Origin of the sequence: Aeromicrobium sp. 9AM, from assembly GCF_902506105.1 — a bacterium.
Classification (GTDB): Bacteria; Actinomycetota; Actinomycetes; order Propionibacteriales; family Nocardioidaceae; genus Aeromicrobium.
The window spans coordinates 2392537-2418135 of record NZ_LR733304.1; the positions used below are offsets into that span (position 1 = coordinate 2392537).

General features: G+C 69.4%; 25 protein-coding genes. 12 read left to right on the plus strand and 13 right to left on the minus strand.

What is annotated here, in order from left to right:
• Positions 1-57: 57 nt before the first annotated feature.
• Positions 58-1008 (plus strand): glycosyltransferase family 2 protein, encoded by a 951-nt coding sequence (locus BOSE46_RS18335; RefSeq protein WP_159541600.1) that lies wholly within the window; start codon positions 58-60, stop codon positions 1006-1008.
• Positions 1009-1015: 7 nt separating this feature from the next.
• Here the strand turns inward: BOSE46_RS18335 and BOSE46_RS18340 are convergent, their stop codons facing one another.
• Together BOSE46_RS18340 and rffA are read right to left on the minus strand one after the other, a co-directional pair.
• A complete protein-coding gene (locus BOSE46_RS18340) occupies positions 1016-1795 on the minus strand; it encodes a GNAT family N-acetyltransferase (protein ID WP_159541601.1) in 780 nt (259 codons plus the stop codon).
• On the minus strand, positions 1792-2925 hold the full coding sequence (gene rffA, locus BOSE46_RS18345; RefSeq protein ID WP_159541602.1) for a dTDP-4-amino-4,6-dideoxygalactose transaminase: 1134 nt from the start codon (positions 2923-2925) through the stop codon (positions 1792-1794). Before rffA ends, BOSE46_RS18340 begins: the two co-directional genes overlap by 4 nt.
• A 94-nt stretch (positions 2926-3019) precedes the next feature.
• Between rffA and BOSE46_RS18350 the strand changes: the two genes are divergently transcribed.
• Together BOSE46_RS18350 and BOSE46_RS18355 are read left to right on the plus strand one after the other, a co-directional pair.
• A complete protein-coding gene (locus BOSE46_RS18350) occupies positions 3020-3763 on the plus strand; it encodes a hypothetical protein (RefSeq protein WP_159541603.1) in 744 nt (247 codons plus the stop codon).
• A 42-nt stretch (positions 3764-3805) separates the two neighbouring features.
• Positions 3806-4444, plus strand: a complete 639-nt coding sequence (locus BOSE46_RS18355; RefSeq protein WP_159541604.1) for a VOC family protein — start codon at positions 3806-3808, stop codon at positions 4442-4444.
• Positions 4445-4448: 4 nt separating this feature from the next.
• Here BOSE46_RS18355 and BOSE46_RS18360 read toward each other — a convergent pair whose 3' ends face one another.
• Positions 4449-5105 (minus strand): hypothetical protein, encoded by a 657-nt coding sequence (locus BOSE46_RS18360; RefSeq protein ID WP_159541605.1) that lies wholly within the window; start codon positions 5103-5105, stop codon positions 4449-4451.
• A gap of 89 nt (positions 5106-5194) precedes the next feature.
• On the opposite strand from BOSE46_RS18360, the gene radA reads away from it, so the two are divergent.
• Positions 5195-6571, plus strand: a complete 1377-nt coding sequence (radA, locus tag BOSE46_RS18365) for a DNA repair protein RadA (protein ID WP_159541606.1) — start codon at positions 5195-5197, stop codon at positions 6569-6571.
• Between the two features lie 44 nt (positions 6572-6615).
• The gene (disA, locus tag BOSE46_RS18370) at positions 6616-7716 is read left to right on the plus strand and encodes a DNA integrity scanning diadenylate cyclase DisA (RefSeq protein WP_159541607.1); all 1101 of its coding nucleotides are present in this window, start codon (positions 6616-6618) and stop codon (positions 7714-7716) included.
• 1 nt (position 7717) lies between these two features.
• On the opposite strand, the gene BOSE46_RS18375 is transcribed toward disA, so the two are convergent.
• Positions 7718-8401 (minus strand): hypothetical protein, encoded by a 684-nt coding sequence (locus BOSE46_RS18375; RefSeq protein ID WP_159541608.1) that lies wholly within the window; start codon positions 8399-8401, stop codon positions 7718-7720.
• Between the two features lie 80 nt (positions 8402-8481).
• Between BOSE46_RS18375 and BOSE46_RS18380 the strand changes: the two genes are divergently transcribed.
• Positions 8482-9378 carry an A/G-specific adenine glycosylase gene (locus tag BOSE46_RS18380; RefSeq protein WP_159541609.1) on the plus strand — a complete coding sequence of 299 codons (897 nt, stop codon included), beginning with the start codon at positions 8482-8484 and terminating at the stop codon, positions 9376-9378.
• Positions 9379-9448: 70 nt separating this feature from the next.
• On the opposite strand, the gene BOSE46_RS18385 is transcribed toward BOSE46_RS18380, so the two are convergent.
• The gene (locus BOSE46_RS18385; protein ID WP_159541610.1) at positions 9449-9991 is read right to left on the minus strand and encodes a TetR/AcrR family transcriptional regulator; all 543 of its coding nucleotides are present in this window, start codon (positions 9989-9991) and stop codon (positions 9449-9451) included.
• Positions 9992-10059: 68 nt separating this feature from the next.
• Here BOSE46_RS18385 and BOSE46_RS18390 point away from each other — a divergent pair, with 68 nt between their 5' ends.
• Entirely contained in the window at positions 10060-10386 is a 327-nt protein-coding gene (locus BOSE46_RS18390) for a multidrug efflux SMR transporter (protein WP_236551800.1), read from the plus strand.
• An 18-nt stretch (positions 10387-10404) separates the two neighbouring features.
• Positions 10405-10830, plus strand: a complete 426-nt coding sequence (locus BOSE46_RS18395) for a protein-tyrosine phosphatase family protein (protein ID WP_159541611.1) — start codon at positions 10405-10407, stop codon at positions 10828-10830.
• Positions 10831-10887: 57 nt separating this feature from the next.
• On the opposite strand, the gene BOSE46_RS18400 is transcribed toward BOSE46_RS18395, so the two are convergent.
• The 7 genes from BOSE46_RS18400 to BOSE46_RS18430 all read right to left on the minus strand — a co-directional run bounded on the left by BOSE46_RS18400 (position 10888) and on the right by BOSE46_RS18430 (position 19744).
• Positions 10888-13401: an ATP-dependent Clp protease ATP-binding subunit gene (locus BOSE46_RS18400; protein ID WP_159541612.1), complete on the minus strand. Its 2514-nt coding sequence runs from the start codon at positions 13399-13401 to the stop codon at positions 10888-10890.
• A 141-nt stretch (positions 13402-13542) separates the two neighbouring features.
• A complete protein-coding gene (gene lysS, locus BOSE46_RS18405) occupies positions 13543-15000 on the minus strand; it encodes a lysine--tRNA ligase (RefSeq protein ID WP_159542946.1) in 1458 nt (485 codons plus the stop codon).
• Positions 15001-15199: 199 nt separating this feature from the next.
• The gene (locus BOSE46_RS18410; RefSeq protein WP_159541613.1) at positions 15200-15979 is read right to left on the minus strand and encodes a type III pantothenate kinase; all 780 of its coding nucleotides are present in this window, start codon (positions 15977-15979) and stop codon (positions 15200-15202) included.
• Between the two features lie 4 nt (positions 15980-15983).
• Positions 15984-16406 carry an aspartate 1-decarboxylase gene (panD, locus tag BOSE46_RS18415; RefSeq protein ID WP_371415528.1) on the minus strand — a complete coding sequence of 141 codons (423 nt, stop codon included), beginning with the start codon at positions 16404-16406 and terminating at the stop codon, positions 15984-15986.
• Positions 16407-16420: 14 nt separating this feature from the next.
• Positions 16421-17254, minus strand: coding sequence for a pantoate--beta-alanine ligase (panC, locus tag BOSE46_RS18420; protein ID WP_159541615.1), 834 nt, complete (start codon positions 17252-17254; stop codon positions 16421-16423).
• 3 nt (positions 17255-17257) lie between these two features.
• Positions 17258-18160: a Rossmann-like and DUF2520 domain-containing protein gene (locus BOSE46_RS18425; protein WP_159541616.1), complete on the minus strand. Its 903-nt coding sequence runs from the start codon at positions 18158-18160 to the stop codon at positions 17258-17260.
• A gap of 120 nt (positions 18161-18280) precedes the next feature.
• The gene (locus BOSE46_RS18430) at positions 18281-19744 is read right to left on the minus strand and encodes a glycosyltransferase family 2 protein (RefSeq protein ID WP_159541617.1); all 1464 of its coding nucleotides are present in this window, start codon (positions 19742-19744) and stop codon (positions 18281-18283) included.
• Positions 19745-19780: 36 nt separating this feature from the next.
• Here BOSE46_RS18430 and BOSE46_RS18435 point away from each other — a divergent pair, with 36 nt between their 5' ends.
• The 3 genes from BOSE46_RS18435 to BOSE46_RS18445 all read left to right on the plus strand — a co-directional run bounded on the left by BOSE46_RS18435 (position 19781) and on the right by BOSE46_RS18445 (position 23401).
• Positions 19781-20710, plus strand: a complete 930-nt coding sequence (locus tag BOSE46_RS18435; RefSeq protein WP_159541618.1) for an SAM-dependent methyltransferase — start codon at positions 19781-19783, stop codon at positions 20708-20710.
• 76 nt (positions 20711-20786) lie between these two features.
• The gene (locus tag BOSE46_RS18440) at positions 20787-22262 is read left to right on the plus strand and encodes a polysaccharide pyruvyl transferase family protein (RefSeq protein WP_159541619.1); all 1476 of its coding nucleotides are present in this window, start codon (positions 20787-20789) and stop codon (positions 22260-22262) included.
• Positions 22259-23401, plus strand: a complete 1143-nt coding sequence (locus BOSE46_RS18445; protein ID WP_159541620.1) for an NADH-quinone oxidoreductase subunit D — start codon at positions 22259-22261, stop codon at positions 23399-23401. Before BOSE46_RS18440 ends, BOSE46_RS18445 begins: the two co-directional genes overlap by 4 nt.
• A gap of 129 nt (positions 23402-23530) precedes the next feature.
• Here the strand turns inward: BOSE46_RS18445 and BOSE46_RS18450 are convergent, their stop codons facing one another.
• Entirely contained in the window at positions 23531-23818 is a 288-nt protein-coding gene (locus BOSE46_RS18450) for a DUF1330 domain-containing protein (RefSeq protein ID WP_159541621.1), read from the minus strand.
• 22 nt (positions 23819-23840) lie between these two features.
• On the opposite strand from BOSE46_RS18450, the gene BOSE46_RS18455 reads away from it, so the two are divergent.
• Positions 23841-25493, plus strand: a complete 1653-nt coding sequence (locus tag BOSE46_RS18455) for a DUF885 domain-containing protein (RefSeq protein ID WP_159541622.1) — start codon at positions 23841-23843, stop codon at positions 25491-25493.
• Positions 25494-25599 lie beyond the last annotated feature (106 nt).

Consider the following 25599-nt stretch of genomic DNA (forward strand, 5'->3'; position numbering starts at 1 on the left):
CCACTTCGTCGTGACGGCAGCGTACGGGGACGACGGACCCTCGTGCACACTAGGCGCATGCCGTCGCAGACTGAACTCCTGCCGGGACTCTCCGTCGTCATTCCGTGCTACAAGTCCGCACCGATGCTGCCCGAGCTGTCCCGACGCCTCATCGAGGTGCTGGGGGCGACGTGCGAGGCGTTCGAGGTGGTCCTCGTGGTCGACGGAAGCCCCGACAACACCTGGGACGTGGCACGCCAGCTGGCCGAGCAGCACGCCAACGTCTCCGCGATCCGGCTGTCGCGCAACTACGGCCAGCACAATGCGCTTCTGGCGGGCATCCGCTCGGCTCGGTACGCGACGCTCGTCACGATGGACGACGACCTCCAGCACCCGCCGGAGCAGATCCCCACGCTGCTGGCGGCCCTCACGGACGACGTCGACCTGACCTACGGCGTCCCGATCGTTGAGGAGCACGGCGCACTGCGCAGTTTCGCGTCCCGCAGCGTCAAGCGCGTCATGACGCTGGGCCTCGGCATCACCGACGCCAGCAACATCAGCGCGTTCCGCATCTTCCGCACACGTCTGCGCGACGCATTCGAGGGGCTCGACGGACCGCACGCCTCGATCGACGTGGCGCTGTCCTGGGCAACTGCTCGGACCACGAGCGCGACCGTGCACATGGACCGACGCGCAGAAGGGCAGTCCAACTACTCGTTCCGTCTGCTGGTTCGCCATGCGATCAACACGATGCTCGGCTACAGCACGCTGCCGCTCAGGCTCGTCGGCTACCTCGGCCTGGTCTGCGGTGGGCTCGGCATCATCTTGCTGGCAGTGGTCCTCTGGCAGTATTTCTCCGGCACGACGACGGTCCAGGGTTTCACCACCGTCGCCTCGATGGTGGCCATCTTTTCAGGAGCGCAGATGGTCGCGCTCGCCATTGTCGGCGAGTACATCGCCCGCATCCATTCGGAGAACCTCGGACGACCGACGTATGTGATCAGCGAGCGCTCCCGCGATGATCAGTGACCGCCGCTCACGGCAGCAGGCCTCGACGTACGGCGTGCACCGTCGAGACCGCGCCCACAGGCTCGAAACCGTAGCGCGCCCATGATCGTTGGACGTTGGTGTTGTGAGCCTGCGTCGAGATCACGAGCAGCTCGCCACCGGACTCGAGGACGGCGTCCTCACATCCGGCCAAGAGGTGGGGATAGATCCCCTGCTGGTGGAACTGCTGCCTGATACCCGCCAGCTGGATCTCGCTCACGCGGTCCGATGTCTGCATCGTGGCGAGACCCACCGCACCGCGATCAGCGTGACTGACGATGACGGCCTGATCCTCTGCCGCTGAGCGCTGACCCCACTCGACGTAGCCGGCCAGCGCTGCAACAGGATCCAGCAGGGGGTTGGCAAGATAGTGATTGCCGTAGCCCGCGAACATGTCGCTCACGAGCTCCTTCACCAGCGATGCCTCGGGCGAGTCGGTGACGCGCGTGGAGACGGACTCCCGTGGTGTCGGACGACGTCCGTCCCCGACGGCAAGGCGCCAGTACGTGAGCGTGTCGGCTGCGACCAGGTCGCGTCCCGCCCCGCGGAGTGCAGCGAACCACCCCACTCGAGCAGCCGGATGACGGACGACCACGACGTCGGACTCGTCGTCCTCGAGAAACCGCAGGACCGATGACAGTGCGGCGTCTGGATCCTCGACGGCGAGCGGGACCTCGGCACGGCTGAACGACAGGCCGAATCGTCGCGACTCCAACGGCGACGCCCGCAAGGTGACTGCGTCGCCGCTTACGGCCGATTCCCAGCTCACGCGAGTTCGAACGACGTGACGGCGTCGATGACTCGCGCCTGATCGCTCTCGGACAGGTCCGGGAACAACGGGAGCCGCACCAGTCGCTGGCTGACGTCGGCCGTGACCGGGCAACCACCAGGCGCGGTGCGGCCGCGCTCCACACCGACGGGCGCGGAGTCGAGCGGCACGTAGTGGAAGACGCCGAGGATGCCCGCATCCCCGAGGTGGCGAATGAGGCGTCGTTGGTGGTCATGGTCCGGCATGACCAGGAAATAGAGGTGTGCGGGGTGCTCGCGATCCTCGGCGATCGTCGGCGTCGCCACCCCGTTGTCGGCGGCCCACGCCGCCAGCTCGCCGTGGTAGGTGTCCCAGACTCGCATGCGCTTCTTCTGGATCGCGTCAAAACCCTCGAGCTGCGCCGTGAGGAATGCCGCCAGCAGGTCCGACGGAAGGTAGCTCGATCCGACATCGACCCAGCGATACTTGTCGACCATGCCGCGGAAGAACTGGCCGCGATTGGTCCCCTTCTCCCGGATGATCTCGGCCCGCTCGAAAAGCGCCGGCTCGTTGAGAACCAACGCGCCACCCTCACCGCACTGGATGTTCTTCGTGGCGTGGAAGCTTTGGGTCGCCATCGATCCCAAGGAGCCGAGGGCGCGGCCGCGGTACGTGCCGCCGAAGCCGTGCGCATTGTCCTCGATCACCGGCACACCGTGACGACGAGCGATGGCGAGGATCTCATCCATCTCGCAAGCGACACCGCCGTAGTGGACCACGACGATGGCCTTGGTGCGCGGGGTGATGGCCGCTTCGACCAGGCGCTCGTCGATGTTGAGGGTGTCTGGACGACAGTCGACGAACACGGGCGTGGCGCCACGCAGGACGTACGCATTGGCGGTCGAGACGAAGGTGAATGACGGCATGATCACTTCGTCGCCCTCGGCGAGGTCGAGCAGGAGCGCGGTCATCTCGAGCGCGTGGGTGCACGACGTCGTCAACAGGGTCGCGCCGCCCCCGACGAGACCCGAGATCAGCTTGGACGCCCGTTCGGTGAACGGACCGTCGCCGGTGAGCAGCCGCGAGGACATCGACTCCGCGAGGTACTTCTCCTCGCGGCCGGTGAGGTGCGCGATGTTGAACGGGATCATTCAGCGAGTCTATGAGGTCCGCCCGCCGGGCCTGCGGCGTCGGCACCCTCAGCAGCGGGGCCGGCGCTTCGACCCGCGGACTACCATGACAGTGATGCCCGAAGTCGAGCTCGGATTCCCCCGTACGTACGTGGAGTTCGCCAATCCCGCGGACCCGACCGAGGTCTTTCGCTGCGACCTGACCTGGCTGACGTCGCGATGGACGTGCATCTTCGGCGCCGGCTGCCCGGGCATCTACGAGTCCAGTCCCGAGGCCGGCTGCTGCGCGCTGGGCGCGCACTTCGCGGATGACGACGACGCGCAGCGCGTCGGTGCGATCGTCGACAAGCTGACCCCCGCGCACTGGGAGCGCCACGACGAGGGTCGCCGCCGCGGGTGGACCGAGAAGGACGACGAGGGCGAGCTCAAGACGCGGGCATTCGAGGGGGCCTGCATCTTCCACAACTCACGCGGCTTCGAGGGCGGCTACGGGTGTGCCCTGCACGGCTACGCGCTGGAGCAGGGGCTCAAGCCGCACACGACCAAGCCCGACGTGTGCTGGCAGCTGCCGCTGCGCCGACAGTTCCGCGACGTCGATCGCGGCGACGGCACGACGTACACCGAGACGCAGATCGGCGAGTACACCCGCGCCGGCTGGGGACCGGGTGGCGCGGACCTCGACTGGTACTGCTCGTCCAACACCGAGGCGCACGTCGGGCTGGAGCCGGTCTACGTCACCAACCAGGACGAGCTGACCGAGCTGATGGGCGAGGCCGGATATGCCGAGCTGGCCCGCTATTGCAGGGAGCATGAGGCCGGGGGCACCAATACACCACACCCGGCGGACCCCCACCGCTGACCCCCTGCACCACCGCGATGCGGCGTCAGGCAACAATGCCGTATGCACCTCGACCACGTCTCGTTCGCCGTCGGCCCCGACGGCCTCGCCGGCACGACCGCAGAGCTCGGCCGGCTGCTGAATGCCACGTTCATCGATGGCGGTGCCCACCCCCGGTTCGGCACCCGCAACATGATCCTTCCGCTGAAGAACCGCCAGTACCTCGAGGTCGTCGAGGTGCTCGACCACCCCGCCTCCGACAAGGCCGCCTTCGGCCAGGCCGTGCGCGCCCGCCGCGACGCCGGCGGAGGCTGGCTCGGCTGGGTCGTCTCGGTCGAGGACATGACCGAGGTCGAGCACCGCATGGGCCGGCACGCCGTGCCGGGCAACCGCCGCCGTCCCGACGGCTACAACCTCGAGTGGAAGCAGATCGGCACGAGCGGCATGAAGGCCGACCCGCAGCTGCCGTTCGTCATCAAGTGGGAGAAGGACCCGGCGGAGCACCCGTCGCAGATGGCCGACTCCGACATCGCGCTCACCGCCCTCGAGATCGCCGGCGACCCCAAGCGTCTCGCCGACTACCTCGGTGAGCCCGCCATCGAGGCGCTCGAGGACATCGAGGTCCGCTGGGTGGCCCCGCACGGCACCCCCGGCATCCTCGCCGCCGAGTTCAGCACCCCGAACGGCGTCGTCAAGATCTAGGTCCTCAGGAAGGCCTGACGCTCTCCGCGTGGGCCAGGTCCAGCTGTGGCGCGACCTCCTTGAGATGGCCGTGACGCCACAGCGCGTGCACCGAGAACGCAGCCACGAGTGATCCGAGAGCACCCAGCGACATGTCGCTCAAGGTGTCGGCGTACGCGCCGAGTCGCTCAGGCGACCACCGCAGGAATGCGAAGTACTCCGCGATCTCCCACACGAGCGCCGCGCTCACACCGAAGGCCAGGGCCCGCTCGACGACAGCGCCGAGGGTGGACGAGCGGTGCATCGTCAGCAGGATGACCGCCGCGGTCAGCAGACCGGTGTTGACGAAGTGCACGACGTTGTCGAACGAGTCCATCGAGTCGTAGAGGTTCACGAAGTTGCCGAAGATGTCGCTGAAGCAGGCGAAGGTCACGAGGAAGTCGGCCACCCACGGGAACGACGCCCGCTGCCGCCACCACGTGTGCCAGATCAGCGGGACGGCGAACGCGGCGATCGGATAGCCGATCGCCCGTGGCACCAGGCCCTTGCCGTCCAGGTTGCCGACACCCGGCACGAAGAGGGCGACGCCGAGGAGCAGGAACAGGCCGGCCTTGGCCGCGATGTCGGCCGTCTTGAGGACGGGCGGCGCGGGGTAGCGGGTGGCCACCGCGACGTACGTCATGGGAGAAGTTTAGTCGGGGGCCTCCACACCCGATGACAAGCCGCGGCCGAATCCGTCCTCCTGTCAGCGGGCACGCCTAGGCTGAGGCCATGGCAGCCACCAAGACCGCCCGCCCCGGCTACGTCTGCGCCGACTGCGGCTGGACCACCAGCAAGTGGGTGGGCCGCTGCGGCGAGTGCCAGGCCTGGGGCACGGTCGATGTCGCCGCCCCCGTACGCGCCGGCCGCACGCAGGCGGCCCCGGTCGTCACCCCTGCCGTCCCGATCAGCCAGGTCACGATCGAGTCCGCACGGTCCACGACGTCGGGCATCGGCGAGCTCGACCGGGTCCTCGGTGGTGGCGTGGTGCCCGGCGCGGTGCTGCTGCTCGCCGGTGAGCCCGGTGTCGGCAAGTCGACGCTGCTGCTCGAGGTCGCCGCCAGGTGGGCGCGAGCCGGCCGCCGCACGCTCTACGTGTCCGGCGAGGAGTCGGCCGCCCAGGTCCGCCTGCGCGCCGAGCGCACCGGTGCCGTCGACGACAACCTCTACCTCGCCGCCGAGACCGATCTCGGCGCGGTCCTGACGCACGTCGAGACGGTCAAGCCGGGGCTCCTGATCATCGACTCGGTCCAGACGATCGGGTCAGCAGACGTCGACGGCGTGCCCGGTGGCGTCACGCAGGTCCGCGAGGTCGCGTCCGCTGTCATCCAACGCGCCAAGCACGACAACATCGCGACACTGCTCGTCGGCCACGTCACCAAGGACGGCTCGGTCGCCGGGCCACGCGTCCTCGAGCACCTCGTCGACGTCGTGCTCCAGTTCGAGGGCGACCGCAGCTCGCGCCTGCGCCTGCTGCGGGCGGTCAAGAACCGCTTCGGCCCGGTCGACGAGATCGGCTGCTTCGACCTCGTCGACGACGGCATCGTCGAGGTCCCCGACCCGACCGGCCTGTTCGTGTCCCGTCACGAACAACCCGTGCCGGGCACGTGCGTCACCGTCACGATGGAGGGCCGCCGGCCACTGCTGGCCGAGGTGCAGGCGCTGACGGTCAAGTCCTCGACACCCTCCCCCAGGCGTACGTCCAGCGGGCTCGACTCGTCACGGGTCGCGATGATCCTCGCGGTGCTGACCAAGCACTGCAAGCTCAATCTGTCCGAGCTCGACGTCTACACCGCGACGGTCGGCGGAGCCCGGCTGGTCGAGCCGTCCGTCGACCTTGCCCTCGCGCTCGCGACGGCCTCCGCTCAGCGCGAGACCGCGGTGCCGGCCAACCTCGTGGCGATCGGCGAGGTCGGGCTCGCCGGCGAGGTGCGCAAGGTCAGCAACCTGGCCGCACGATTGCGCGAGGCAGAGCGCATCGGGTTCCGGTGCGCGGTCGTCCCGGCCGGTTCGGAGGGGCTCGACGGGCTCCGCACCTCGATGACGATCATCCCCATCAGCGACATCCAATCGGCGATGGGTTGTCTCGATGTCACCGCACCCTACTGAGTCCGCATACACTGTGTGCGACCTGAGTGAGGTGGTGAGACGCCATGGCGTCAGCAGCTGAGCGAGCCGCGGCGGCAGCCGAGGCTTCCGCGCGCCTGCGTGCGACCCTCGCCACCATCGCCCCGGGCACCTCGTTGCGCGAAGGCCTCGAGCGCATCCTGCGCGGCCGCACCGGCGCCCTGGTCGTCGTCGGCCACGATCGCCAGATCGAGGCCATCTCGACCGGCGGCTTCGCCCTCGACGTGCCGTTCACGGCGACCGGGCTCCGCGAGCTCGCCAAGATGGACGGCGCGATCATCCTGGACCGCGACGCGACGCGCATCCTGATGGCCGGCGTCCACCTGATGCCCGACCCGTCGATCGTCACCGCCGAGACCGGCACCCGTCACCGCACCGCCGACCGCGTCGCCCGCCAGACCGGTGTCCCGGTCATCTCCGTCTCGGCCTCGATGCACATCATCGCGCTCTACCTCGAGGACCTGCGCCACGTGCTCGAGGACACCGGCGCCGTGCTGGGCCGCGCCAACCAGGCACTGCAGACCCTCGAGCGCTACCGCAACCGCCTCGACGAGGTCTCCGACGCGCTGTCGGCCCTCGAGATCGAGGATCTCGTCACGGTCCGCGACGTCTCGGCCGTCGCCCAACGCCTCGAGATGGTCAGCCGCATCGCCGGCGAGATCGACACGTACGTCCTGGAGCTCGGCACCGACGGCCGACTGCTCGCGCTCCAGCTGGAGGAGCTCATCAGTGGTGTCGATGCCGAGCGCGAGCTCGTCATCCGCGACTACATGCCCAGCGGCCGGCGCGGTCGTACGCCCGGGGCAGTCCTGGCCGAGCTCGCCGCGATCGAGTCGACCGACCTCGTCGACCTGGGCTCGGTCGCCCGGGCCCTGCGCATTGGCACCGAGGAGACCCTCGACACGCCACTCGCACCGCGCGGCTACCGGCTCCTGGCTCGCATCCCGCGACTGCCGATCACGGTCGTGGAGCGGCTGATCGAGCACTTCGGCTCGCTGCAGAAGCTGTTGGCCGCCAGCATCGAGGATCTCCAGACCGTCGAGGGAGTCGGCGACCTGCGCGCTCGCGGTGTCCGCGAGGGCCTGTCCCGACTGGCCGAGTCGAGCATCCTCGAGCGTTACGTCTAGCTCAGTCGTTCGGCTTCGTCGTGTTCTTGGCAGAGGGCGTCGGCTTGGTCGGCGTGGTCTTCGACGGCTTGGGCTGAGGCCTGCGGTCGAGCGTGAAGCTCGTCTTGCCGGGTTCGCCGCCGAGCGTCCCGATCTGCACCGTGTACGTCCCCGGCGTCGCGTAGCCCTCCTTGGCCGAGCACTTGCTGCCCGAGCCGCGTCCGGACCAGGTCGCCGTGACGAGTGACGCCCACTGCGGCGAGATCGACACCGGATCGTCGAGCAGGGCGACCTTGCACACCGTCGAGTCCCAGATCGGCGTCTTGTTGGCGCTGATCACCGCGACCAGGTCGGCGTCGGCAGGAGTCAGCGTGCAGGCGGTCTTCTCGGTCGAGCTGACCACGAGGCCGATCGTGACTGGCGCCTTGGTGAACTGTCCGGGCTCGACCGTCGGGGTCATGCGGATCTTCTCGGGATCGCAGGCGCGGCTGGCACTGACGAGCGTCACGTTGACGACGCCGTTGACCGGGGCGACGACCGGCGGTGCCGCGGTCGTCGTCGCGGGAGCCTGCGCGGTCGGCTTCGGGTCCGGCTTGTCGTCGCCTCCGACGAAGCGCAACGCCAGCCACACGAGGGCGATCACCGCTGCCAGAACGAGCAGCCGGCGGCGCCAGTAGATCTCCGCAGGCAACCGTCGCTGACTCACAGGCCCACGCTATCCGCGCGCCCGGCGCTCAGACGTCCCGACGCGCCCTGCCACGGGCGCCATGCGAGGATCGACGCGTCATGACGACCCGCCCCACCCCGCTGCCGCTCGCCGACCTGACGCGACTTCACGACGAGATCCTCGACTGGTTCGGTCGTACGGCCCGTGATCTGCCGTGGCGCCGCAACGTGTCACCGTGGGCTGTCATGGTCTCGGAGTTCATGCTGCAGCAGACCCCGGTGTCGCGGGTGCTGCCGGTGTACGAGGCATGGATCGAGCGCTGGTCGACGCCAGCCGCACTCGCCGCCGCGCCGTCGGGTGAGGCCGTGCGGGCGTGGGGCCGACTCGGCTACCCGCGGCGCGCGCTACGGCTGCACGCCGCAGCCACGGCCATCGTCGAGCGCCACGGTGGCGAGGTGCCGTCAGCCCTCGACGAGCTGCTCGCCCTGCCCGGCGTCGGCGCCTACACCGCGGCCGCCGTCTCGTCCTTCGCATTCGCCGGCCGCGAGGCCGTGCTCGACACGAACGTCCGGCGTGTGTTCGCCCGGATCATTGCCGGTGAGCAGTTCCCGCCCGCAGCCGTGACCACCGCCGAGCGCGACCTGGCCACCGCGCTGCTGCCCGTACGCGACGCGCACCGCTGGGCCGCAGCGACGATGGAGCTCGGCGCACTGGTGTGCACCGCGCGTTCGCCACGGTGCGACGAGTGCCCGGTGGCCGACCTGTGCCGCTGGCGCGCAGCGGGCTATCCGGCGTACGACGGGCCGGCTCGCCGCGGCCAGGCCTGGCACGGCACGGACCGGCAGTGCCGCGGGCGACTGATGGCCGTGCTGCGCGACGCACCCGGTCCCGTGCCGAAGTCGGCGCTCGACCTCGTGTGGGCCGATGCGCCGCAGCGCGAACGGGCTCTCGACGGCCTGGTCGCCGACGGTCTCGTGGAGCCCCTGCCCGGCGAGACGTACGCGCTGCCAACGTGACGCCGGTTCCTAGGGAGGCCGCCTGCGGCCGACCGGGAGCGAGCTCTGCGAGCGAAGGACGCTCCGCACCTCAACCGCCCAGTGCGGCGGCCAGGTCCTCGATGATCTGGCGGGACTCGGCCTCGTCGTCGAGCGGGCGGTCGAGGAACACGCCGTTGAATGTCGCGTCGATCAGGTTGGCGACACCCTCCGCGCGCCCGGCGGACACGCCCGAGCGCTGGAGGTATGCCGAGAGAGTCTCGATCCACAACGTGTTGGAGGCGCGGATCGACGAGGCGTACGGCTCCCGGCCGAGCAGGCCCAGCGCCGCGGCCTCGACGTACATACGTTGGCAGCGCTGCACCTGCTCGTGCTCGGTGTAGGTCGCCCACAGGTCGAGCACCGCCTGACGCAGTGACCCCGCCGGCTCCATGGCGTCGATGTAGGCCATCGAGCGGGTGTTGGAAGCCTCGAGCACCGCTGAGACGAGCTCGTCCTTGGAGCCGAAGTGATAGATCAGCATCCGGTCGCTCGTGCCGAGCTGGGCGGCGAGGGGACGAAGGCTCAGGCCGATCAGCCCGTGGGCCAGGGCATAGTCGGTGGCCGCCTCGACGAGGTCATCGCGCTTGCTCATATGCAGATGAATGTAGCATGTGCTACGTTAGAAACGTAGCAAGTGCTACAGGAAGCCAGGAATGGATCATGCTCATCGCTGCCGCCCTGTTGATGGTCGCGATCGCCACCGAGGTGGCCGCCACCGCGGCGCTCCCCCGTGCCGAAGGGTTCACCAACCCGGGCTGGACCGCGGTCGTGGTCGCCGGCTACGCCTTGTCGATCTGGCTGCTGACCGTGGTGGTCAAGGAGATCCCGGTGTCCGTCACGTACGCCATCTGGGCCGGACTGGGCACCGCCGCGATCGCCGTCATCGGCGTCGTGTTCCTCGACGAACCGGTCAACCCCGCCAAGATCGCCGCGATCGCGCTGATCATCGCCGGCGTCGTGCTGCTCAACGCCCAGACCTCGCACTGACTCGCCTAACCTCGACGCATGAGCGAGTGGGACGCCGACGCCGTCGGGGTGATGAGCCTGCCGTCTGGGCTGCGCGTTCGCGGCCGGGGGCTCCGCAGCGAGCTGCCACACGGCCCGGAGCCGGACCTCGGGGTCTATCTCCTCGGTCATGAACCGGCGCCTGTCGCCTGGGAGTCGCGTTGGGTCAGGTGGCCCGACTTCCGGCTGCCGAGCGATCCCGCAGCACTGCGCCTGGTCCTCCTGGAGGTCAGGAAGCGCGCCGCCGGCGAGCGGGTCGAGATCGCGTGCGGCGGCGGACGTGGGCGTACCGGGACGGCGCTTGCCTGCCTGGCCGTGCTCGACGGCGTACCTGCAGGGCAGGCTGTGGCGTACGTCCGCGAGCACTACGACGCCAAGGCGGTCGAGACGCCGTGGCAGATGCGCTTCGTGCGCCGCTTCGCCTGAGACACGACGAAGCCCCCGCAGCCTGGGCTGCGGGGGCCTCGTACGTACGCGCGGCTGTTACTCGGCTGACGCCTCGACGGCCGGGGGCACGTCGGCAGGCATCTCGAGTGCGAGGTCGGCCTTGTTGCGGCCCTCGAACGTGAAGACCGCTTCCGCGCCTTCGCCCTCGACACCGACCAGCACGAGCTGGCCGGGGCGGAGCTCGCCGTAGAGCAGCTTCTCGGCCATGACGTCCTCGATCTCGCGCTGCACCGTGCGACGCAGCGGACGCGCACCGAGCACCGGATCGAAGCCGCGCTTGGACAACAGGTCCTTGGCCTCCATCGTCAGCTCGATGTTCATGTCCTTCTCGGCGAGACGCTTCTCGAGCGAGTCGATCATCATGTCCACCATCTGCAGGATCTCCTCCTGCGTCAGCGGCGGGAAGACGATGATCTCGTCGACACGGTTGAGGAACTCAGGCCGGAAGTGCTGCTTGAGCTCGATCGACACGCGCTCCTTCATCTTGTTGTAGGACCCCGCGGTGTCGCCGGCCTGGCTGAAGCCCAGGTTGACGCCCTTGGAGATCTCACGCGCACCGAGGTTGGTGGTCATGATGACGACGGCGTTCTTGAAGTTGACGACGCGGCCCTGACCGTCGGTGAGGTGGCCCTCCTCGAGGATCTGCAACAGCGAGTTGAAGATGTCGGGGTGGGCCTTCTCGATCTCGTCGAACAGGACGACGGAGAACGGCTTGCGGCGCACCTTCTCGGTCAGCTGGCCACCCTCTTCGTAGCCGACGTAGCCGGGAGGCGAGCCGAACAGTCGCGAGACCGTGTGCTTCTCGCTGTACTCGGACATGTCGAGCTGGATGAGGGAGTCCTCGTCGCCGAACAGGAAGTTGGCCAGCGCCTTGGACAGCCACGTCTTGCCGACACCCGAGGGCCCGGCGAAGATGAACGATCCACCGGGGCGCTTGGGGTCCTTGAGACCTGCACGCGTACGGCGGATGGCCCGCGACAGCGCCTTGATGGCCTCGTCCTGACCGATGACCCGCTTGTGGAGCTCTTCCTCCATGTTGAGCAGGCGGCTGGACTCGGCCTCGCTGAGCTGGCCGACGGGGATGCCGGTGGCCTTGGCGAGCACCTCGGCGATGAGGTTCTCGTCGACGACCGCGACGGTGTCGAGGTCGCCGGACTTCCAGGCCTTCTCGCGCTCGCCCTTGGCGTTGATGAGCTTCTTCTCCTCGTCGCGCAGGGAGGCGGCAGCCTCGAAGTCCTGTGCGTCGATGGCGCCTTCCTTGCGACGGCGGACGTCGACGATCTTGTCGTCGAACTCCTTGAGCTCCGGCGGCGTGGCCATGCGGCGGATGCGCAGGCGGGCACCGGCCTCGTCGATCAGGTCGATCGCCTTGTCGGGCAGGAACCGGTCGGAGACGTAGCGGTCACCCATCGTCGCCGCCGCCACGAGGGCGTCGTCGGTGATGGAGACGCGGTGGTGTGCCTCGTAGCGGTCACGCAGGCCCTTGAGGATCTCGACGGTGTCGAGCACGGACGGCTCGTCGACGAGGATCGGCTGGAAGCGACGGTTGAGCGCCGCGTCCTTCTCGAAGTGCTTGCGGTACTCGTCGAGGGTCGTGGCACCGATGGTCTGCAGCTCACCACGGGCCAGCATCGGCTTGAGGATGCTGGCGGCGTCGATCGCGCCCTCGGCGGCACCCGCACCCACGAGGGTGTGGATCTCGTCGATGAACAAGATGATGTCGCCGCGGGTGCGGATCTCCTTGAGGACCTTCTTGAGGCGTTCCTCGAAGTCACCGCGGTAGCGCGAGCCGGCCACGAGCGCGCCGAGGTCGAGCGTGTAGATCTGCTTGTCCTTGAGCGTCTCGGGGACATCGCCACGGACAATGTCCTGGGCGAGGCTCTCGACGACGGCCGTCTTGCCGACGCCGGGCTCACCGACGAGCACCGGGTTGTTCTTGGTGCGTCGCGACAGCGTCTGCATGACGCGCTCGGCCTCGTCGTCGCGGCCGATGACCGGGTCGAGCTTGCCCTCGCGGGCGGCCTGCGTCAGGTTGCGACCGAACTGGTCCAGCACGGCGGACGTGCTCGGAGCGGACTCGCTGGGCGCGCCGGCCTGCTCGGCCTCCTTGCCCTGGAAGCCGCTGACGAGCGTGATGACCTGCTGGCGTACGCGGTTGAGGTCGGCGCCCAGCTTGACGAGGACCTGGGCGGCGACGCCCTCGCCCTCGCGGATCAGGCCGAGCAGGATGTGCTCGGTGCCGATGTAGTTGTGGCCCAGCTGCAGCGCCTCGCGGAGGCTGAGCTCGAGGACCTTCTTGGCGCGCGGAGTGAACGGGATGTGCCCGCTCGGAGCCTGCTGGCCCTGGCCGATGATGTCCTCGACCTGGCCGCGTACGGCTTCGAGTGAGATGTCGAGGCTCTCGAGAGCCTTGGCCGCAACGCCCTCACCTTCGTGGATGAGGCCGAGGAGGATGTGCTCCGTGCCGATGTAGTTGTGGCTGAGCATGCGTGCCTCTTCTTGGGCAAGCACGACCACGCGACGAGCACGGTCGGTGAATCTTTCGAACATGGCGTCCCCCTCTGCTGGACTATCAGTTCAGTTTAGTCGGGTATGGAAATCTGCACGCATCGATGTCCATATGTGTAACCCAACCTTCACCGTGGACCCGGTGTTCCGGAGTTCGCTGTCGGCAGAACCGGCCGGTCGGTGTCACTCGGCCCGCGACAGCGGAAACAGAATCGCTTCGCGGATGCCGATGCCCTGCAGCAGCATGACGAGCCGGTCGACGCCGAGTCCCATGCCGCCGGCCGGGGGCATGCCGAACTCGAGGGCGCGCAGGAAGTCCTCGTCGACGTCCATGGCCTCGGGGTCGCCGGCCGCGGCGAGCCGCGACTGCTCCTCGAGCCGCTCGCGCTGGATGACCGGGTCGTTGAGCTCGGAGTAGGCCGGGGCCAGCTCGACGCCGTTGATGATGAGGTCCCACGCCTCGACCAGGCCGGGCTTCGTGCGGTGCTTCTTGGCCAGCGGACGTACGGCCTCGGGGTAGTCGCGGACGAACGTCGGCTGGATCAGCGTGTGCTCGACGAGCTTCTCGTAGAGCTCGAGCACGATGTCGCCGGCGACCCAGTGCGGCTGGAGGGCGACCTCGTGCTTGGCCGCCAGCGCCTTAAGTTCGTCGGCGGAGGTGTCGTTGTCGACCGGCGTACCGGTCGCGTCGGAGACGAGCTCATGGATCGTGGCGTGCTTCCACTCGCCCTCGAGATCGATCTGCGAGCCGTCGCGACCCGGGACCACGGTCTTGCCGATCGCCCGCGCGGCATTGACCACCAGGTCGCGCGTGAGCTCGGCCATCGTGTCGTACGAGCCATAGGCCTCGTACGCCTCGAGCATCATGAACTCGGGGTTGTGGGTGTTGTCGACGCCCTCGTTGCGGAACGTCTTGCCGATCTCGTAGACCCGGTCGACGCCGCCGACCAGGGCGCGCTTGAGGTCGAGCTCGATCGCGATGCGCAGCAGCATGTCCTCGTCGAACGCGTTGGTGTGCGTCGTGAACGGCCGGGCCGCGGCACCGCCGTTGGTGTGCTGCAGGACCGGGGTGTCGACCTCGATGTACTCGTGCGCGTCGAGTGTCGCGCGGAGCGACTGCAGGACCTTGGCCTTCACGCGTACGTTGTCGCGGGCCTCGGGCCGCACGATCAGGTCGACGTAGCGCATGCGGCTGCGGGCCTCGTCGGACAGCGGGTTGTGCTCGTTGGGCAGCGGACGCACGGTCTTGGCGGCGATCTGCCACCCGCTCGCCATGACCGAGAGCTCGCCGCGCTTGCTCGTGATGACCTCGCCGGTGACCGCGAGGTGGTCGCCGATGTCGACGGTCGACTTGAACTCCGCGAGCCGGTCCTCCCCCACGCCGTTGAGCGAGATCATGGCCTGCAGCGGTGTGCCGTCACCCTCGCGCAGCGCGGCGAACACGAGCTTGCCGGTGCCACGGATGAAGATGACCCGGCCCGCGACCGTGACGATGTCGCCGGTCTGCACGTCCGGTCCGAGCGCCTCGGCGTCGTACGCCTCGACGACCTGCTTGAGCGTGTGGGTGCGGCCGACGATGACGGGATAGGGCTCCTCGCCGCGGTCGATGAGCTGCTGGCGCTTGTCCAGGCGCACGCGCATCTGCTCGGGGAGGTCGTCCTCTGGGGCAGGGGTGCTGGTCGCGTCGCTCACGAGGGTCGATCCTATCGGTGCTGTTGGTGACCCTGACTTTCCGGTCGGCCCGACATCCCGCGCCAAGATCTGGCGTCAGATCAACCGTTTCGGACACCCGTCGGGGTCAGAACGGTTGATGTGCCGCCACTTCTTGGGGCCGACGGGTTCAGTCGTGGTTCTTCTCGTGGATCAGGCGGAGGCCCGTGAGGGTCAACCAGGGGTCGCGGGTCGTGATGGTCGTGCAGTGGTCGACGACGGCCTCGGGGTAGGAGCCGGTGGCGATGACGGTGACGTGGTCGGGATCGGCGCCGAGGGACTCGATGATGCGGGTGACGAGCCCGTCGACGAGGCCGGCGAAGCCGTAGACGATGCCGGACTGCAGCGCTTCGACGGTGTTCTTGCCGATGACGTCGCGGGGCAGGGCCAGCTCGACGCTGCGCAGCTGGGCGCCGCGCCGGGCCAGCGCCTCCAGCGAGAGCTCAACGCCGGGTGCGATGGCACCACCGATGTAGCGGTTGGCGTCGTCGACCACGTCGAAGATCGTCGCGGTGCCGTTGAGGTCGACGACGATCGCCGGACCGCCATAGAGCTCTGCGGCGGCCAGCGCGTTGACGATGCGGTCCGCGCCGACCTCGCGAGGGTTGTCGGTGTGGATCGGCACGCCCGTCTTGACGCCGGGACCGACGATCGCGACCGGCAGGTCGGCCCAGTAGCGCTCCTGCATCGCCCGCAGCTCCACGAGGATCGCCGGCACCGTGCAGCACAGGGCCACCGCGCTGATGTGCGAGATGCCCTCGTGGTCGACGAGACCCATAAGCAGCATGTACCACTCGTCAGACGTACGCCGCTCGTCCGACGACACCTGCCAGTGCGCGATGAGCTCGTCCTCGTCGAACGCGCCGATCGTCGTGTGGCTGTTGCTGACGTCGAGACACAGGAGGGTCATGTCTTCACCGGGAGGCCACGAGGGGGTTGTCGATGACGTCGCCACGTACGAGGCCCGAGCCGGCCAGCACCTCGGCCGGGTCACTGCCCGCGCCGACGACCCGGTTGTCGGCGTCGACGAACACGACGCTGGGCTCGAACGTACGCGCCTCGGCATCGTCCATCTGCGCGTACGCGATGAGGATCACGAGGTCGCCCGGGTGCACGAGGTGCGCGGCGGCACCGTTGATGCCGATGACGCCGGAGCCGCGCTCACCGGCGATCGTGTAGGTCTCGAGCCGCGCGCCGTTGTCGATGTCGACGATGTGGACGAGCTCGCCGGGCAGCAGGTCGGCGGCGTCGAGCAGGTCCTGGTCGACCGTCACCGAGCCGACGTAGTGCAGGTCCGCCTGGGTCACCGTCGCGCGGTGGATCTTGGACTTCATCATGGTGCGGATCAACGTCAGGCTCCTAGCGTGAGGGCGGTGTTGTCGAGGAGTCGCGGCGTGCCGACCTTGGCGGCCACGAGCAGGCGCGCCTCGGCACCGGGACGGGGCTCGCCCATGTCGGGGTCTGTCAGCACGAGGTAGTCCGGCGTGATGCCCGCGGAGTCGAGCACCCTGTGGGCCTCGGCGAGCACGTCCTCCGCACCATCGGGGCCGGCAGCGACGCCGGCGCGCAGCGCAGCCGAGATGTAGGCAGCCTGCTGGCGCTCCTCGGCCGAGAGGTAGCGGTTGCGCGAGCTCATCGCGAGACCGTCGTGCTCACGTACGGTCGGGCAGCCGACGATCTCGACTCCCTGCGCGAGCTCGCGCGCCATGTGCCGGATCAGGGTCAGCTGTTGGTAGTCCTTCTCGCCGAACACCGCGACGTCAGGGCGGACGAGCCCGAACAACTTCGCCACGACGGTCAGCACACCGCGGAAGTGGGTCGGGCGTACGGCGCCTTCGAGGACCGTGCCGAGCGGGCCGGGATCGACCGTGACGGTGTCGACCAGCCCGGACGGATACATCGTCGGCACGGTCGGCGCGAACACGACGTCGACGCCTGCCTCGGCGCAGCGCTCGAGGTCGGCGTCGAACGTACGCGGGTATGCCTCGAAGTCCTCGCCCGGTGCGAACTGCGTCGGGTTGACGAAGATCGACGCGACGAGGGTCTCGCCGAGCGGCCGGGCGTGCTTGAGCAGCTGCAGGTGGCCGTCGTGCAGCGCGCCCATCGTGGGCACGAACGAGACCGTCGAGTCACCGCGCGCGGCGTCGAGCTCCGCACGCGTACGCGCGATGGCCGGCGTTGCCATGGATCAGATCCCGGCGGCGATCTCGGCCAGCGTGTCCCAGTCGGCCTCGTCGAGGACCTGGCGGATCGTGCTGGCCTGGGCGGGCGCGAGGCGACCGTCCGACTCGGCACGACCGGCGGTGGCGCGGGCCATCTCGAGGTAGGCATCGACCGTCGCATCGTCGACATCGGCCGCGGCGAGCGCGTCGACGTGGGCGCGGATCGTCGTGACGTCACCGCGTACGACCGGGCCGGTGAGGGCCGCGTCGCCGTAGGCGAGCGCGTTGTCGAGGGCGGCGGTCAGCAGGGGGCGGAGCACCGCGGCGGGATCGGCGGCGCCGGCCGTGCGGAGCAGGTCCATCGACTGCGCGACGAGGGTGACGAGGTGGTTGGCGCCATGGGCGAGGGCTGCGTGATAGAGCGCGCGGTCGGCCTCGGCGACCCACATCGGGGTGCCGCCGAGGGCCGCGACGAGCTCTTCGGCGAGCGCACGCTCGGCCGGGCCGGCCGTGAGGCCGAAGACCGGCGTGCGGTCGAGGTCGACCGGCGTGCCGGTGAAGGTCATGGCCGGGTGGAACGCGATCGGACGCGCGCCGAGCCGGGTCAGCGAGGCCAGCGCGTCGAGGCCGTGGCGGCCGCTGGTGTGCAGGACGTACTGGCCGCGGCGTACGGCACCGGACGCGGCAAGCTCCTCGGCGATCGCGATGAGGTCGTCGTCAGGCACGGCGAGCACGAGGATGTCGCTGGCGGCCGCGAGCTCGACCGGCGTGCGTACGTCGACGCCCGGCAGCAGGGTCGAGACGCGAAGCTGCGAGGCCTCGGAGCGCGCGGAGACGCCCACGAGGGGATAGCCGGCGGCGCGGAATCGCGATGCGAGGACGGCGCCGACTCTTCCGGCTCCGATCACGCCCATGGAGAAACGCTTCATGCGTGGTGCCTTTCGTTCCAGTCCCGCGAGCGGGTACCAGACAAACTGACGTCTCAAGTCTACCTTCGGGGCGCTCCGGCGACAGGGGTACGACCTATGCCATGAGTCACACACCGGTGGCTACCGCGGGATCTTGGCGGTGGCGGTGCCTTCACGGTCGCCGTCGGTCAGCGTCGCGGTGATCTGCTTGGGCGCGCGGCGGGCGACGCCTCGCAGCGTCACGGTCCAGCCGGAGCCGGGGTAGGCCCGTTCGCTGCCCAGGCGTGACGTGAACACCGCCGGCTCGCCCCATTGGACGACGTCGACGAGGTCCCCGTCGGTCTTGATCGTCAGCGACGGCGCGCTCAGGTCGACGTTGGGGAACCACGCCGCCACGTCGAGGACCAGGTTGTCGCCGTCGTGGTGCACCGCTCGCACGACCACCTTGAGCGCGGTCTGCTCGGCCGTCAGCACGTACGCCTCGGGTGGCACCGGATCGCTCTGCCAGCCCGGCAGGTATGAGGTCAGGCCGGCCGGCTCGACGCCCGACGGGTGCATCTCGGACTGCATGCCCTCCGCGCGTACGTAGCGCCAGATGGCGTCCCGGTCTCCGCTCGCGAGCAGGGCGTAGAGGACGCGGTACTGCGCCGGCACCTCGCGGGCGTAGCGATCGGCCGGCGCCGCGTCGACGATGCGCGGCACTCTCTCGACCAGCGCGTCGAGGTACGCGTCGTCGGCCCGCTCGAGCTTGAGCACCGAGTTGGGGATGTTGTAGCGGAGATACTGCAACGCCCGTTCTGCCCGTACGTCCGGCAGTGGTGTGAGCACCTCGAGCACGGCGTCGATCGCGTCCTGCCGGGCGTGCACGGCTTCGGCGGTCACCTGGCCCTGCGAGATCGACGACTCCTGGCGGCGCCACGTGTAGCCCATGACACCGGAGATGTCGATGCCGTTCGCGTCGCGGTAGGCCGTCGCGGTGACGATCTGATCGCCGGCGAGCAGCACCGTGGGGAAGGACAGCTGGGTCGCGTCCCAGAACGTACGCCGGAAGATCTTCGCGCACGCGACGGCGTTGACGAGGACGTCCGGCCGCTCGCTCAGGGTCGTGTGCCTGGCGGGGCGGGCGTGGAGACTGCGGATCCACTGCGCGGGCGGGCGGATCGCGGCGCCCTCCTGCCGCTGGTAGGGCATCACCGAGACGTCGGACCCGGTCTCCTCGAGGACGTCCATCGCAGCCCTGACCCCCGCTCGGGTCAGCCAGTCGTCCGCGTCGAGGAACGTGAGGAACTCGCCCGTCGCGACCGCGACCGCCGCCCGCCGGGCTTCACCGACGCCGGCGTTGGCCTGGCTCAGGACCGTCACGCGGGCGTCCGCCTTGGCGTGCCGTTGGGCGACGGCGAGGCTGCCGTCGGTCGAGCCGTCGTCGATCACGACGATCTCGACGCGGCGATAGTCCTGCTTGCGGGCCGACGTCAGGCACTCGTCGAGGAACTCCTCGCCGTTGTAGACCGGGACGACGATGCTCAGCACCGGCCGCGAGCGCTGGCGCCAGCGGTCGAGCGGCGCCGTCAGGGCTCGCCGCAGACGCCTACGAAGTCGAGCCACGCGCCGAGCATAGCGACGCTCCCTTAGGTTGAGGCCATGACGACGGGCCCACTTCCATGGCGCAATGCGTGGACGGAAGCGTTGTACGCCGAACGCGGCTTCTTCCGCACGTCCAGGCCCGCCGACCACTTCCGCACCAGCGTGCACGTCGGCGCCTTCGCCGGTGCGATCGCGGAGCTCGTACGACGCGCTGACGCGAGAAGGGTCCATGACGTGGGCGCCGGGGGCGGCGAGCTGCTCCGCGCGCTCCACGAGCTCCTGCCCGGCGTCCAGCTCGTCGGGGTCGAGCTCGCGGAGCGACCGAGCGACCTGCCCGATGCCATCGAGTGGGAGGAAGAGCTGCCGCAGGTGATGGACGACTTCGTGATCGCCAACGAGTGGCTCGACAACGTGCCGTGCGACGTCGTCGAGGTCGACGACGCAGGCGTCGTGCGCAAGGTGCTCGTCCATCCGGCGACCGGCGAGGAGACGCTCGGCGACGCGTACTCGCTCCAGTGGCTCGACACGTGGTGGCCGCTGACCGAGCCGGGCCAGCGGGCCGAGGTCGGCCTGATGCGTGACGGCGCCTGGAACGATGTCGTCTCGCGGGTGCGGGGCATCACGATCGCGATCGACTACGGCCACACCCGGGACGACCGGCCGCCGTTCGGCACCCTGCGGTCGTACGCCGACGGCCGCGAGGTCGACGTCGTCCCGGACGGCAGCCGCGACATCACGGCCCATGTCGCGGTCGACTCGGTCGCCGCAACGGTCGGCGCGACCCTGATCCGCCAACGCGACGCGCTCGCCCAGCTCGGCCTCGACGCGTCGCGTCCGCCGTTGGACCTCGCGCACTCCGATCCCAGCGCGTACGTCCGGGGGCTGGCGGCAGCGGGCGAGGCGGGCGAGCTCATGGCGCGTGGGGGTCTCGGCGACTTCTGGTGGCTGGTCACCGACACCCTCGGCCATGGAAGACTGACGTCATGAGCGAGCGCCAGCGAGCGAACCATGTGGCTGTCATTCCGGAGCCTCCGTATCGTGGGCTCTTCTCGGAGGCTTCGGAATGACCCGGCTGTTGGTCCGCTCCGGCAAGGACCCGTTCACCCCCGTCGTTGCCGAGTCGACGCTCACGCAGGACGTGTTCAACAGCAACAGCGGCAACTACCTGTTCCAGCACTCGGTGTGGAAGGCCCTGTCGATCGACGGCGCCGAGCTGGTCTCGAACGGCACGCTGTCGGAACGCGTGCCGCCCGAGGCTCGTGATGTCCGGCGCATCAACGAGGATTTCGACCACTTCGTCATCCCGATGGCCAACGCCTTCCGGCCGGAGTTCGCGCCCCGGCTCGACCGGCTCAACGAGCTGCTCACCGACCTGACGATCCCGGTCACGATCGTCGGCATCGGCGCCCAGGCGGCGCACGGGCAGGGCATCGAGTCGCTCGAGCCCATCGCCAAGACCGTCAAGAAGTTCGTCGGCCTCGTGCTCGACCGCTCGGCCTCGATCGGCGTACGCGGCGAGTTCACCAAGGCGTACCTGGTGGGGCTCGGCTTCCCCGAGTCGTCGGTCGACGTGATCGGCTGCCCGTCGCTCTACCTGCACGGCCGCGACTTCCGGGTCGACAAGAAGGTCGACTCGATCTCGGCCGACAGCCCCCTCGCGCTCAACCTCACGCCCGAGGTGCGGGGCATCGGCGCGTTCGCGACCGCCCAGGCCGCGCGGCACCCCAACCTCACCTACATCGGCCAGGACGCGCACGACCTGCGGATGCTGCTGTGGGGCACGCCGTTCCCGCACGTCCACGACCCGCTCGTGCCGGTGCACCTCGACCACCCGCTCTACCAGTCCGACCGCATCAGGCTCTTCCTCGACACGTGGACCTGGTACGACTTCCTCGCGACGCAGGAGTTCGCGTACGGCACCCGGTTCCACGGCAACGTCGCGGCGCTCCTGGGACATACGCCGGCGCTGTTGCTGGCGCACGACTCCCGCACTCTCGAGCTCGCGGAGTACCACCGGATGCCCTACACGCTGATGCCGGAGTTCACCGCGGAGCTCAAGGCCGAGGACCTCTACGAGGCCACCGACATGTCGGAGTTCAACGCCGCGCTGCCGGAGGGGTTCGACCGCTACACCGCATTCCTCGAGCGCAACGGCCTCGAGCACATCTGGACCGAGGGCAACGGCACCGGCGACTTCGACGAGCGCCTCGCCGCCGCCAAGTTCCCGCCGCCGGTGCACCCGTTGATCGCGTCGGACGGGCACGAGGTCGCCTCGCGGCTCAAGTGGCTGCGCGACGGCATGGTCCTCGACATCACTCGGCACCCCCAGGCGTACGAGCACCCGTTCCCGCACCCGCCGTGGAGCGGCGCCGGCAGCCGGCACGCCCGCATCCAGGAGACGACCGCCGAGAAGCTCAAGACGCAGAAACGGCAGATCGACGAGCTGTATGCCCGCCTCGAACGGGTCGAGCGGAACTCTCCGCGCGGCCTGACCAAGCGGTTCATCCGCATGGTGCAGGGCTGGTTCAAGCGCTCATGACCGAGGTCACCGCGAGCGTCGGCACGGGCTTCGCCACGACCGACATGGTGCTCAACATCGGTCCGCAGCACCCCGCGACTCACGGCGTGCTGCGCCTGCGACTGACGCTCGACGGTGAACGGGTCATGGCGTGCGAGCCGATCATCGGCTACATGCACCGCGGCGTCGAGAAGCTCTTCGAGGTCCGCGACTACCGGCAGATCATCGTGCTGGCCAACCGGCACGACTGGCTCAGCGCCTTCTCCTCCGAGCTCGGTGTGGTCCTCGCGGTCGAGGACATGCTCGGTATGGAGGTGCCCGAGCGGGCGACGTGGATCCGTACGCTCCTCGCCGAGCTCAACCGGGTGCTCAACCACCTGATGTTCCTGGGGTCCTATCCGCTCGAGCTCGGCGCGATCACGCCGATCTTCTACGCCTTCCGCGAGCGGGAGACGATCCAGGAGGTCATGGAGGAGGTCTCCGGCGGGCGGATGCACTACATGTTCAACCGCGTCGGCGGCCTCAAGGAGGACATCCCGGCCGGCTGGACCGATCGCGCCTCGGCGGCGATCGCGACCGTGCGCACGCGGCTGCAGGAGCTCGAGGACCTGATCTTCGGCAACGAGATCTTCCGGGCCCGCACCAAGGGCATCGGCGTGCTGTCGCCGGCGCTGGTCGAGGCGTACGGCGTCTCCGGCCCGATCGCGCGGGCCTCAGGACTCGACCTAGACCTGCGACGCGACGAGCCCTACCTCGCATACGGGGAGCTGCAGGACGTGCTGCGGGTGCCGGTGCGGGCCGACGGCGACTGCTACTCCCGGTTCGCAGTGCTGCTGGAGCAGACCAAGGTGTCCCTCGACCTGGCTGATGCGTGCCTCGCGCGGCTCGCCGAGCTGGCTCCCGGGCCGGTCAACGTACGGCTGCCCAAGATCCTCAAGGCGCCGGAGGGCTCGACGTACGTGTGGACCGAGAACCCGCTCGGGCTCAACGGCTACTACCTCGTGTCGCGCGGCGAGAAGACGCCGTGGCGGCTCAAGCTGCGCACGGCGTCGTTCAACAACGTCGCGGTGCTGCCCGAGATCGTCGGCGGCACCGTCGTGGCCGACCTCGTCGCGATCCTCGGCTCGATGTTCTTCGTCGTCGGCGACGTCGACAAATAGCGCTGGTTGAGGTGCGGAGGCCGCCCGCGGCCGATGGGGGCACCTCCCGCGAGCGCCAGCGAGTGGGGGACTCGAAACCAGGAGCGGCGGTTTCGAGACGCTCGTGCCTCGCTCCTCAACCACCTGACCTCAGACCTGCGTGACCCTCGTGATTTCCGTGCGGGCGACCGAGCGGTCGCGGAGCGGCGCCGCGGCCAGTCGTCGAGGGTCGGCCATGTACGCGTCGAGGGCCGCCTCGTCGGGCAGCTCGATGATCTGCACCTCGTACGGGCCCTCGTCGCGCTCGATGCTGCGCACCCGCTGCAGCAGGCGCGCGCCGTGATCGCCGAGCAGGCTCAGCACCTCGTCCTCGTACGTCGCGAGGAGCCCTTCGTTGCCCGGGATGGCCCAGAGCCGTACACACAGCGTCAGTGACATGGGGTCATCGTAGGGTCGGATCATGGCCGACTCCACGCCCCGCACACCGACTCCCATCGACACGCTCGCCGAGGAATGGCTCGACGTCATGCTCGACCTCGAGCCCGAGCTCCACATCCACCTCGGCCGGCCCGGCCGCGAGTCCGACTACGCCGACCGCTCGCCGGACGGGGCGGCCGCGGCGGTCGATGCGGCCCGGGCGATGCTGGCGCGCGTACGCTCGGCGGCCCCGGTCGACCAGGTCGACGGCGTCACGCAGGCCGAGCTGATCCGCACTCTGACGCTCGACGTCGAGCGGCACGACGCGGGTTTCTGGCAGCGCGACCTCAACGTCATCGCCTCGCCGGGCCAGGACCTGCGCGACATCTTCGACCTCATGCCCACCAAGACCCCCGACGACTGGGCGCACGTCGCGCGCCGCATGCAGAACGTGCCGGCCGCCATGTCGGGCTACCTCGACTCGCTGCGTGCGGGCATCGCCGCCGGCAACGTACCGGCCGTCCGCCAGGTCCGGGAGGTCGCCGGTCAGGCCCGCAAGCAGGCCGGCGCCGACAGCTTCTTCCTCAAGCTGGCAGCGCGCGCCGACGTGCCGGAGTCGCTCACGGGTGACCTCGAGGCCGGTGCTCGCGCAGCCACCGAGGCGTACGCCGCGATGGCCGACTTCCTCGAGCACCAGCTCGCGCCCCACGCCCCGGAGGACGACGCATTCGGCCGCGAGCACTACGCGCTTGCGTCGCGCTACTTCGTCGGCGCCGAGATCGACCTCGACGAGACGTACGAGTGGGGTGTCGAGGAGCTCGCCCGCATGGTGCAGGAGCAGGAGAAGGTCGCCGACCAGATCCTGCCCGGCGCGACGGTCGCCGAGGCGATCCGGCATCTCGACGCCGATCCGGCCTACAAGCTGCACAGCACCGACGCCCTCCGGGCCTGGATGCAGGAGACCAGCGACCGTGCCGTCGCCGACCTCGGGCGTACGCACTTCGACATCCCCGAGCCGATGCGCCGGCTCGAGTGCCTGATCGCGCCGACGCAGGAGGGCGGCATCTACTACACGCCGCCGAGCGAGGACTTCGAGCGCGCGGGCCGTATGTGGTGGAGCGTGCCCAAGGGCGTCACGGAGTTCGACACCTGGCGCGAGCTGACGACGGTCTACCACGAGGGTGTGCCCGGCCATCACCTCCAGTGCGGCCTCGCGGTCCACAACAGCGCCGAGCTCAACGGCTGGCGCCGCTTCAACTGGAACTCCGGCCACGGCGAGGGCTGGGCCCTCTACGCCGAGCGGCTCATGTCGGACCTCGGCTACCTCGACGACCCGGCCAACCAGCTGGGCATGCTCGACGGGCAGCGCATGCGGGCCGCACGAGTCGTGATCGACCTCGGCGTGCACCTCGGCAAGCCCAAGCCCGACGGCAGCGGCACGTGGACCGGCGACGACGTGTTCCCGTTCCTGTCCCAGCACGTCAACATGAACGAGCCGTTCATCCGCTTCGAGTCCAACCGCTATCTCGGCTGGCCGGGCCAGGCGCCGTCCTACAAGGTCGGCCAGCGCATGTGGGAGCAGCTGCGTGATGAGTGGGTCGCCGCCAACGGGCCGGACCTCAAGGAGTTCCACCGCCAGGCGCTCGCCGTCGGCAGCGTCGGCCTCGGCACCCTGCGCCAGACCCTCCTGACCTGACCCACTCCCGGTGACGGGTCAGTTTTCACCCCGTGACGGGTCACTTGTGGCCCGGCCACGGGTCGGTTGCGGTCTTTCCGCGACCGGCGTGTGACCCGTCAGCGGG

Bases quoted from the DNA above. Each gene is read 5' to 3' on its own strand.
- BOSE46_RS18335 (WP_159541600.1), top strand. From the start codon at position 58: ATGCCGTCGCAGACTGAACTCCTGCCGGGACTCTCCGTCGTCATTCCG.
- rffA (WP_159541602.1), bottom strand. From the start codon at position 2,925: ATGATCCCGTTCAACATCGCGCACCTCACCGGCCGCGAGGAGAAGTAC.
- BOSE46_RS18350 (WP_159541603.1), top strand. From the start codon at position 3,020: ATGCCCGAAGTCGAGCTCGGATTCCCCCGTACGTACGTGGAGTTCGCC.
- BOSE46_RS18355 (WP_159541604.1), top strand. From the start codon at position 3,806: ATGCACCTCGACCACGTCTCGTTCGCCGTCGGCCCCGACGGCCTCGCC.
- BOSE46_RS18360 (WP_159541605.1), bottom strand. From the start codon at position 5,105: ATGACGTACGTCGCGGTGGCCACCCGCTACCCCGCGCCGCCCGTCCTC.
- radA (WP_159541606.1), top strand. From the start codon at position 5,195: ATGGCAGCCACCAAGACCGCCCGCCCCGGCTACGTCTGCGCCGACTGC.
- disA (WP_159541607.1), top strand. From the start codon at position 6,616: ATGGCGTCAGCAGCTGAGCGAGCCGCGGCGGCAGCCGAGGCTTCCGCG.
- BOSE46_RS18380 (WP_159541609.1), top strand. From the start codon at position 8,482: ATGACGACCCGCCCCACCCCGCTGCCGCTCGCCGACCTGACGCGACTT.
- BOSE46_RS18385 (WP_159541610.1), bottom strand. From the start codon at position 9,991: ATGAGCAAGCGCGATGACCTCGTCGAGGCGGCCACCGACTATGCCCTG.
- BOSE46_RS18390 (WP_236551800.1), top strand. From the start codon at position 10,060: ATGCTCATCGCTGCCGCCCTGTTGATGGTCGCGATCGCCACCGAGGTG.
- BOSE46_RS18395 (WP_159541611.1), top strand. From the start codon at position 10,405: ATGAGCGAGTGGGACGCCGACGCCGTCGGGGTGATGAGCCTGCCGTCT.
- BOSE46_RS18400 (WP_159541612.1), bottom strand. From the start codon at position 13,401: ATGTTCGAAAGATTCACCGACCGTGCTCGTCGCGTGGTCGTGCTTGCC.
- lysS (WP_159542946.1), bottom strand. From the start codon at position 15,000: ATGCGCGTGCGCCTGGACAAGCGCCAGCAGCTCATCGACCGCGGCGAG.
- BOSE46_RS18410 (WP_159541613.1), bottom strand. From the start codon at position 15,979: ATGACCCTCCTGTGTCTCGACGTCAGCAACAGCCACACGACGATCGGC.
- panD (WP_371415528.1), bottom strand. From the start codon at position 16,406: ATGATGAAGTCCAAGATCCACCGCGCGACGGTGACCCAGGCGGACCTG.
- panC (WP_159541615.1), bottom strand. From the start codon at position 17,254: ATGGCAACGCCGGCCATCGCGCGTACGCGTGCGGAGCTCGACGCCGCG.
- BOSE46_RS18425 (WP_159541616.1), bottom strand. From the start codon at position 18,160: ATGAAGCGTTTCTCCATGGGCGTGATCGGAGCCGGAAGAGTCGGCGCC.
- BOSE46_RS18435 (WP_159541618.1), top strand. From the start codon at position 19,781: ATGACGACGGGCCCACTTCCATGGCGCAATGCGTGGACGGAAGCGTTG.
- BOSE46_RS18440 (WP_159541619.1), top strand. From the start codon at position 20,787: ATGACCCGGCTGTTGGTCCGCTCCGGCAAGGACCCGTTCACCCCCGTC.
- BOSE46_RS18445 (WP_159541620.1), top strand. From the start codon at position 22,259: ATGACCGAGGTCACCGCGAGCGTCGGCACGGGCTTCGCCACGACCGAC.
- BOSE46_RS18450 (WP_159541621.1), bottom strand. From the start codon at position 23,818: ATGTCACTGACGCTGTGTGTACGGCTCTGGGCCATCCCGGGCAACGAA.
- BOSE46_RS18455 (WP_159541622.1), top strand. From the start codon at position 23,841: ATGGCCGACTCCACGCCCCGCACACCGACTCCCATCGACACGCTCGCC.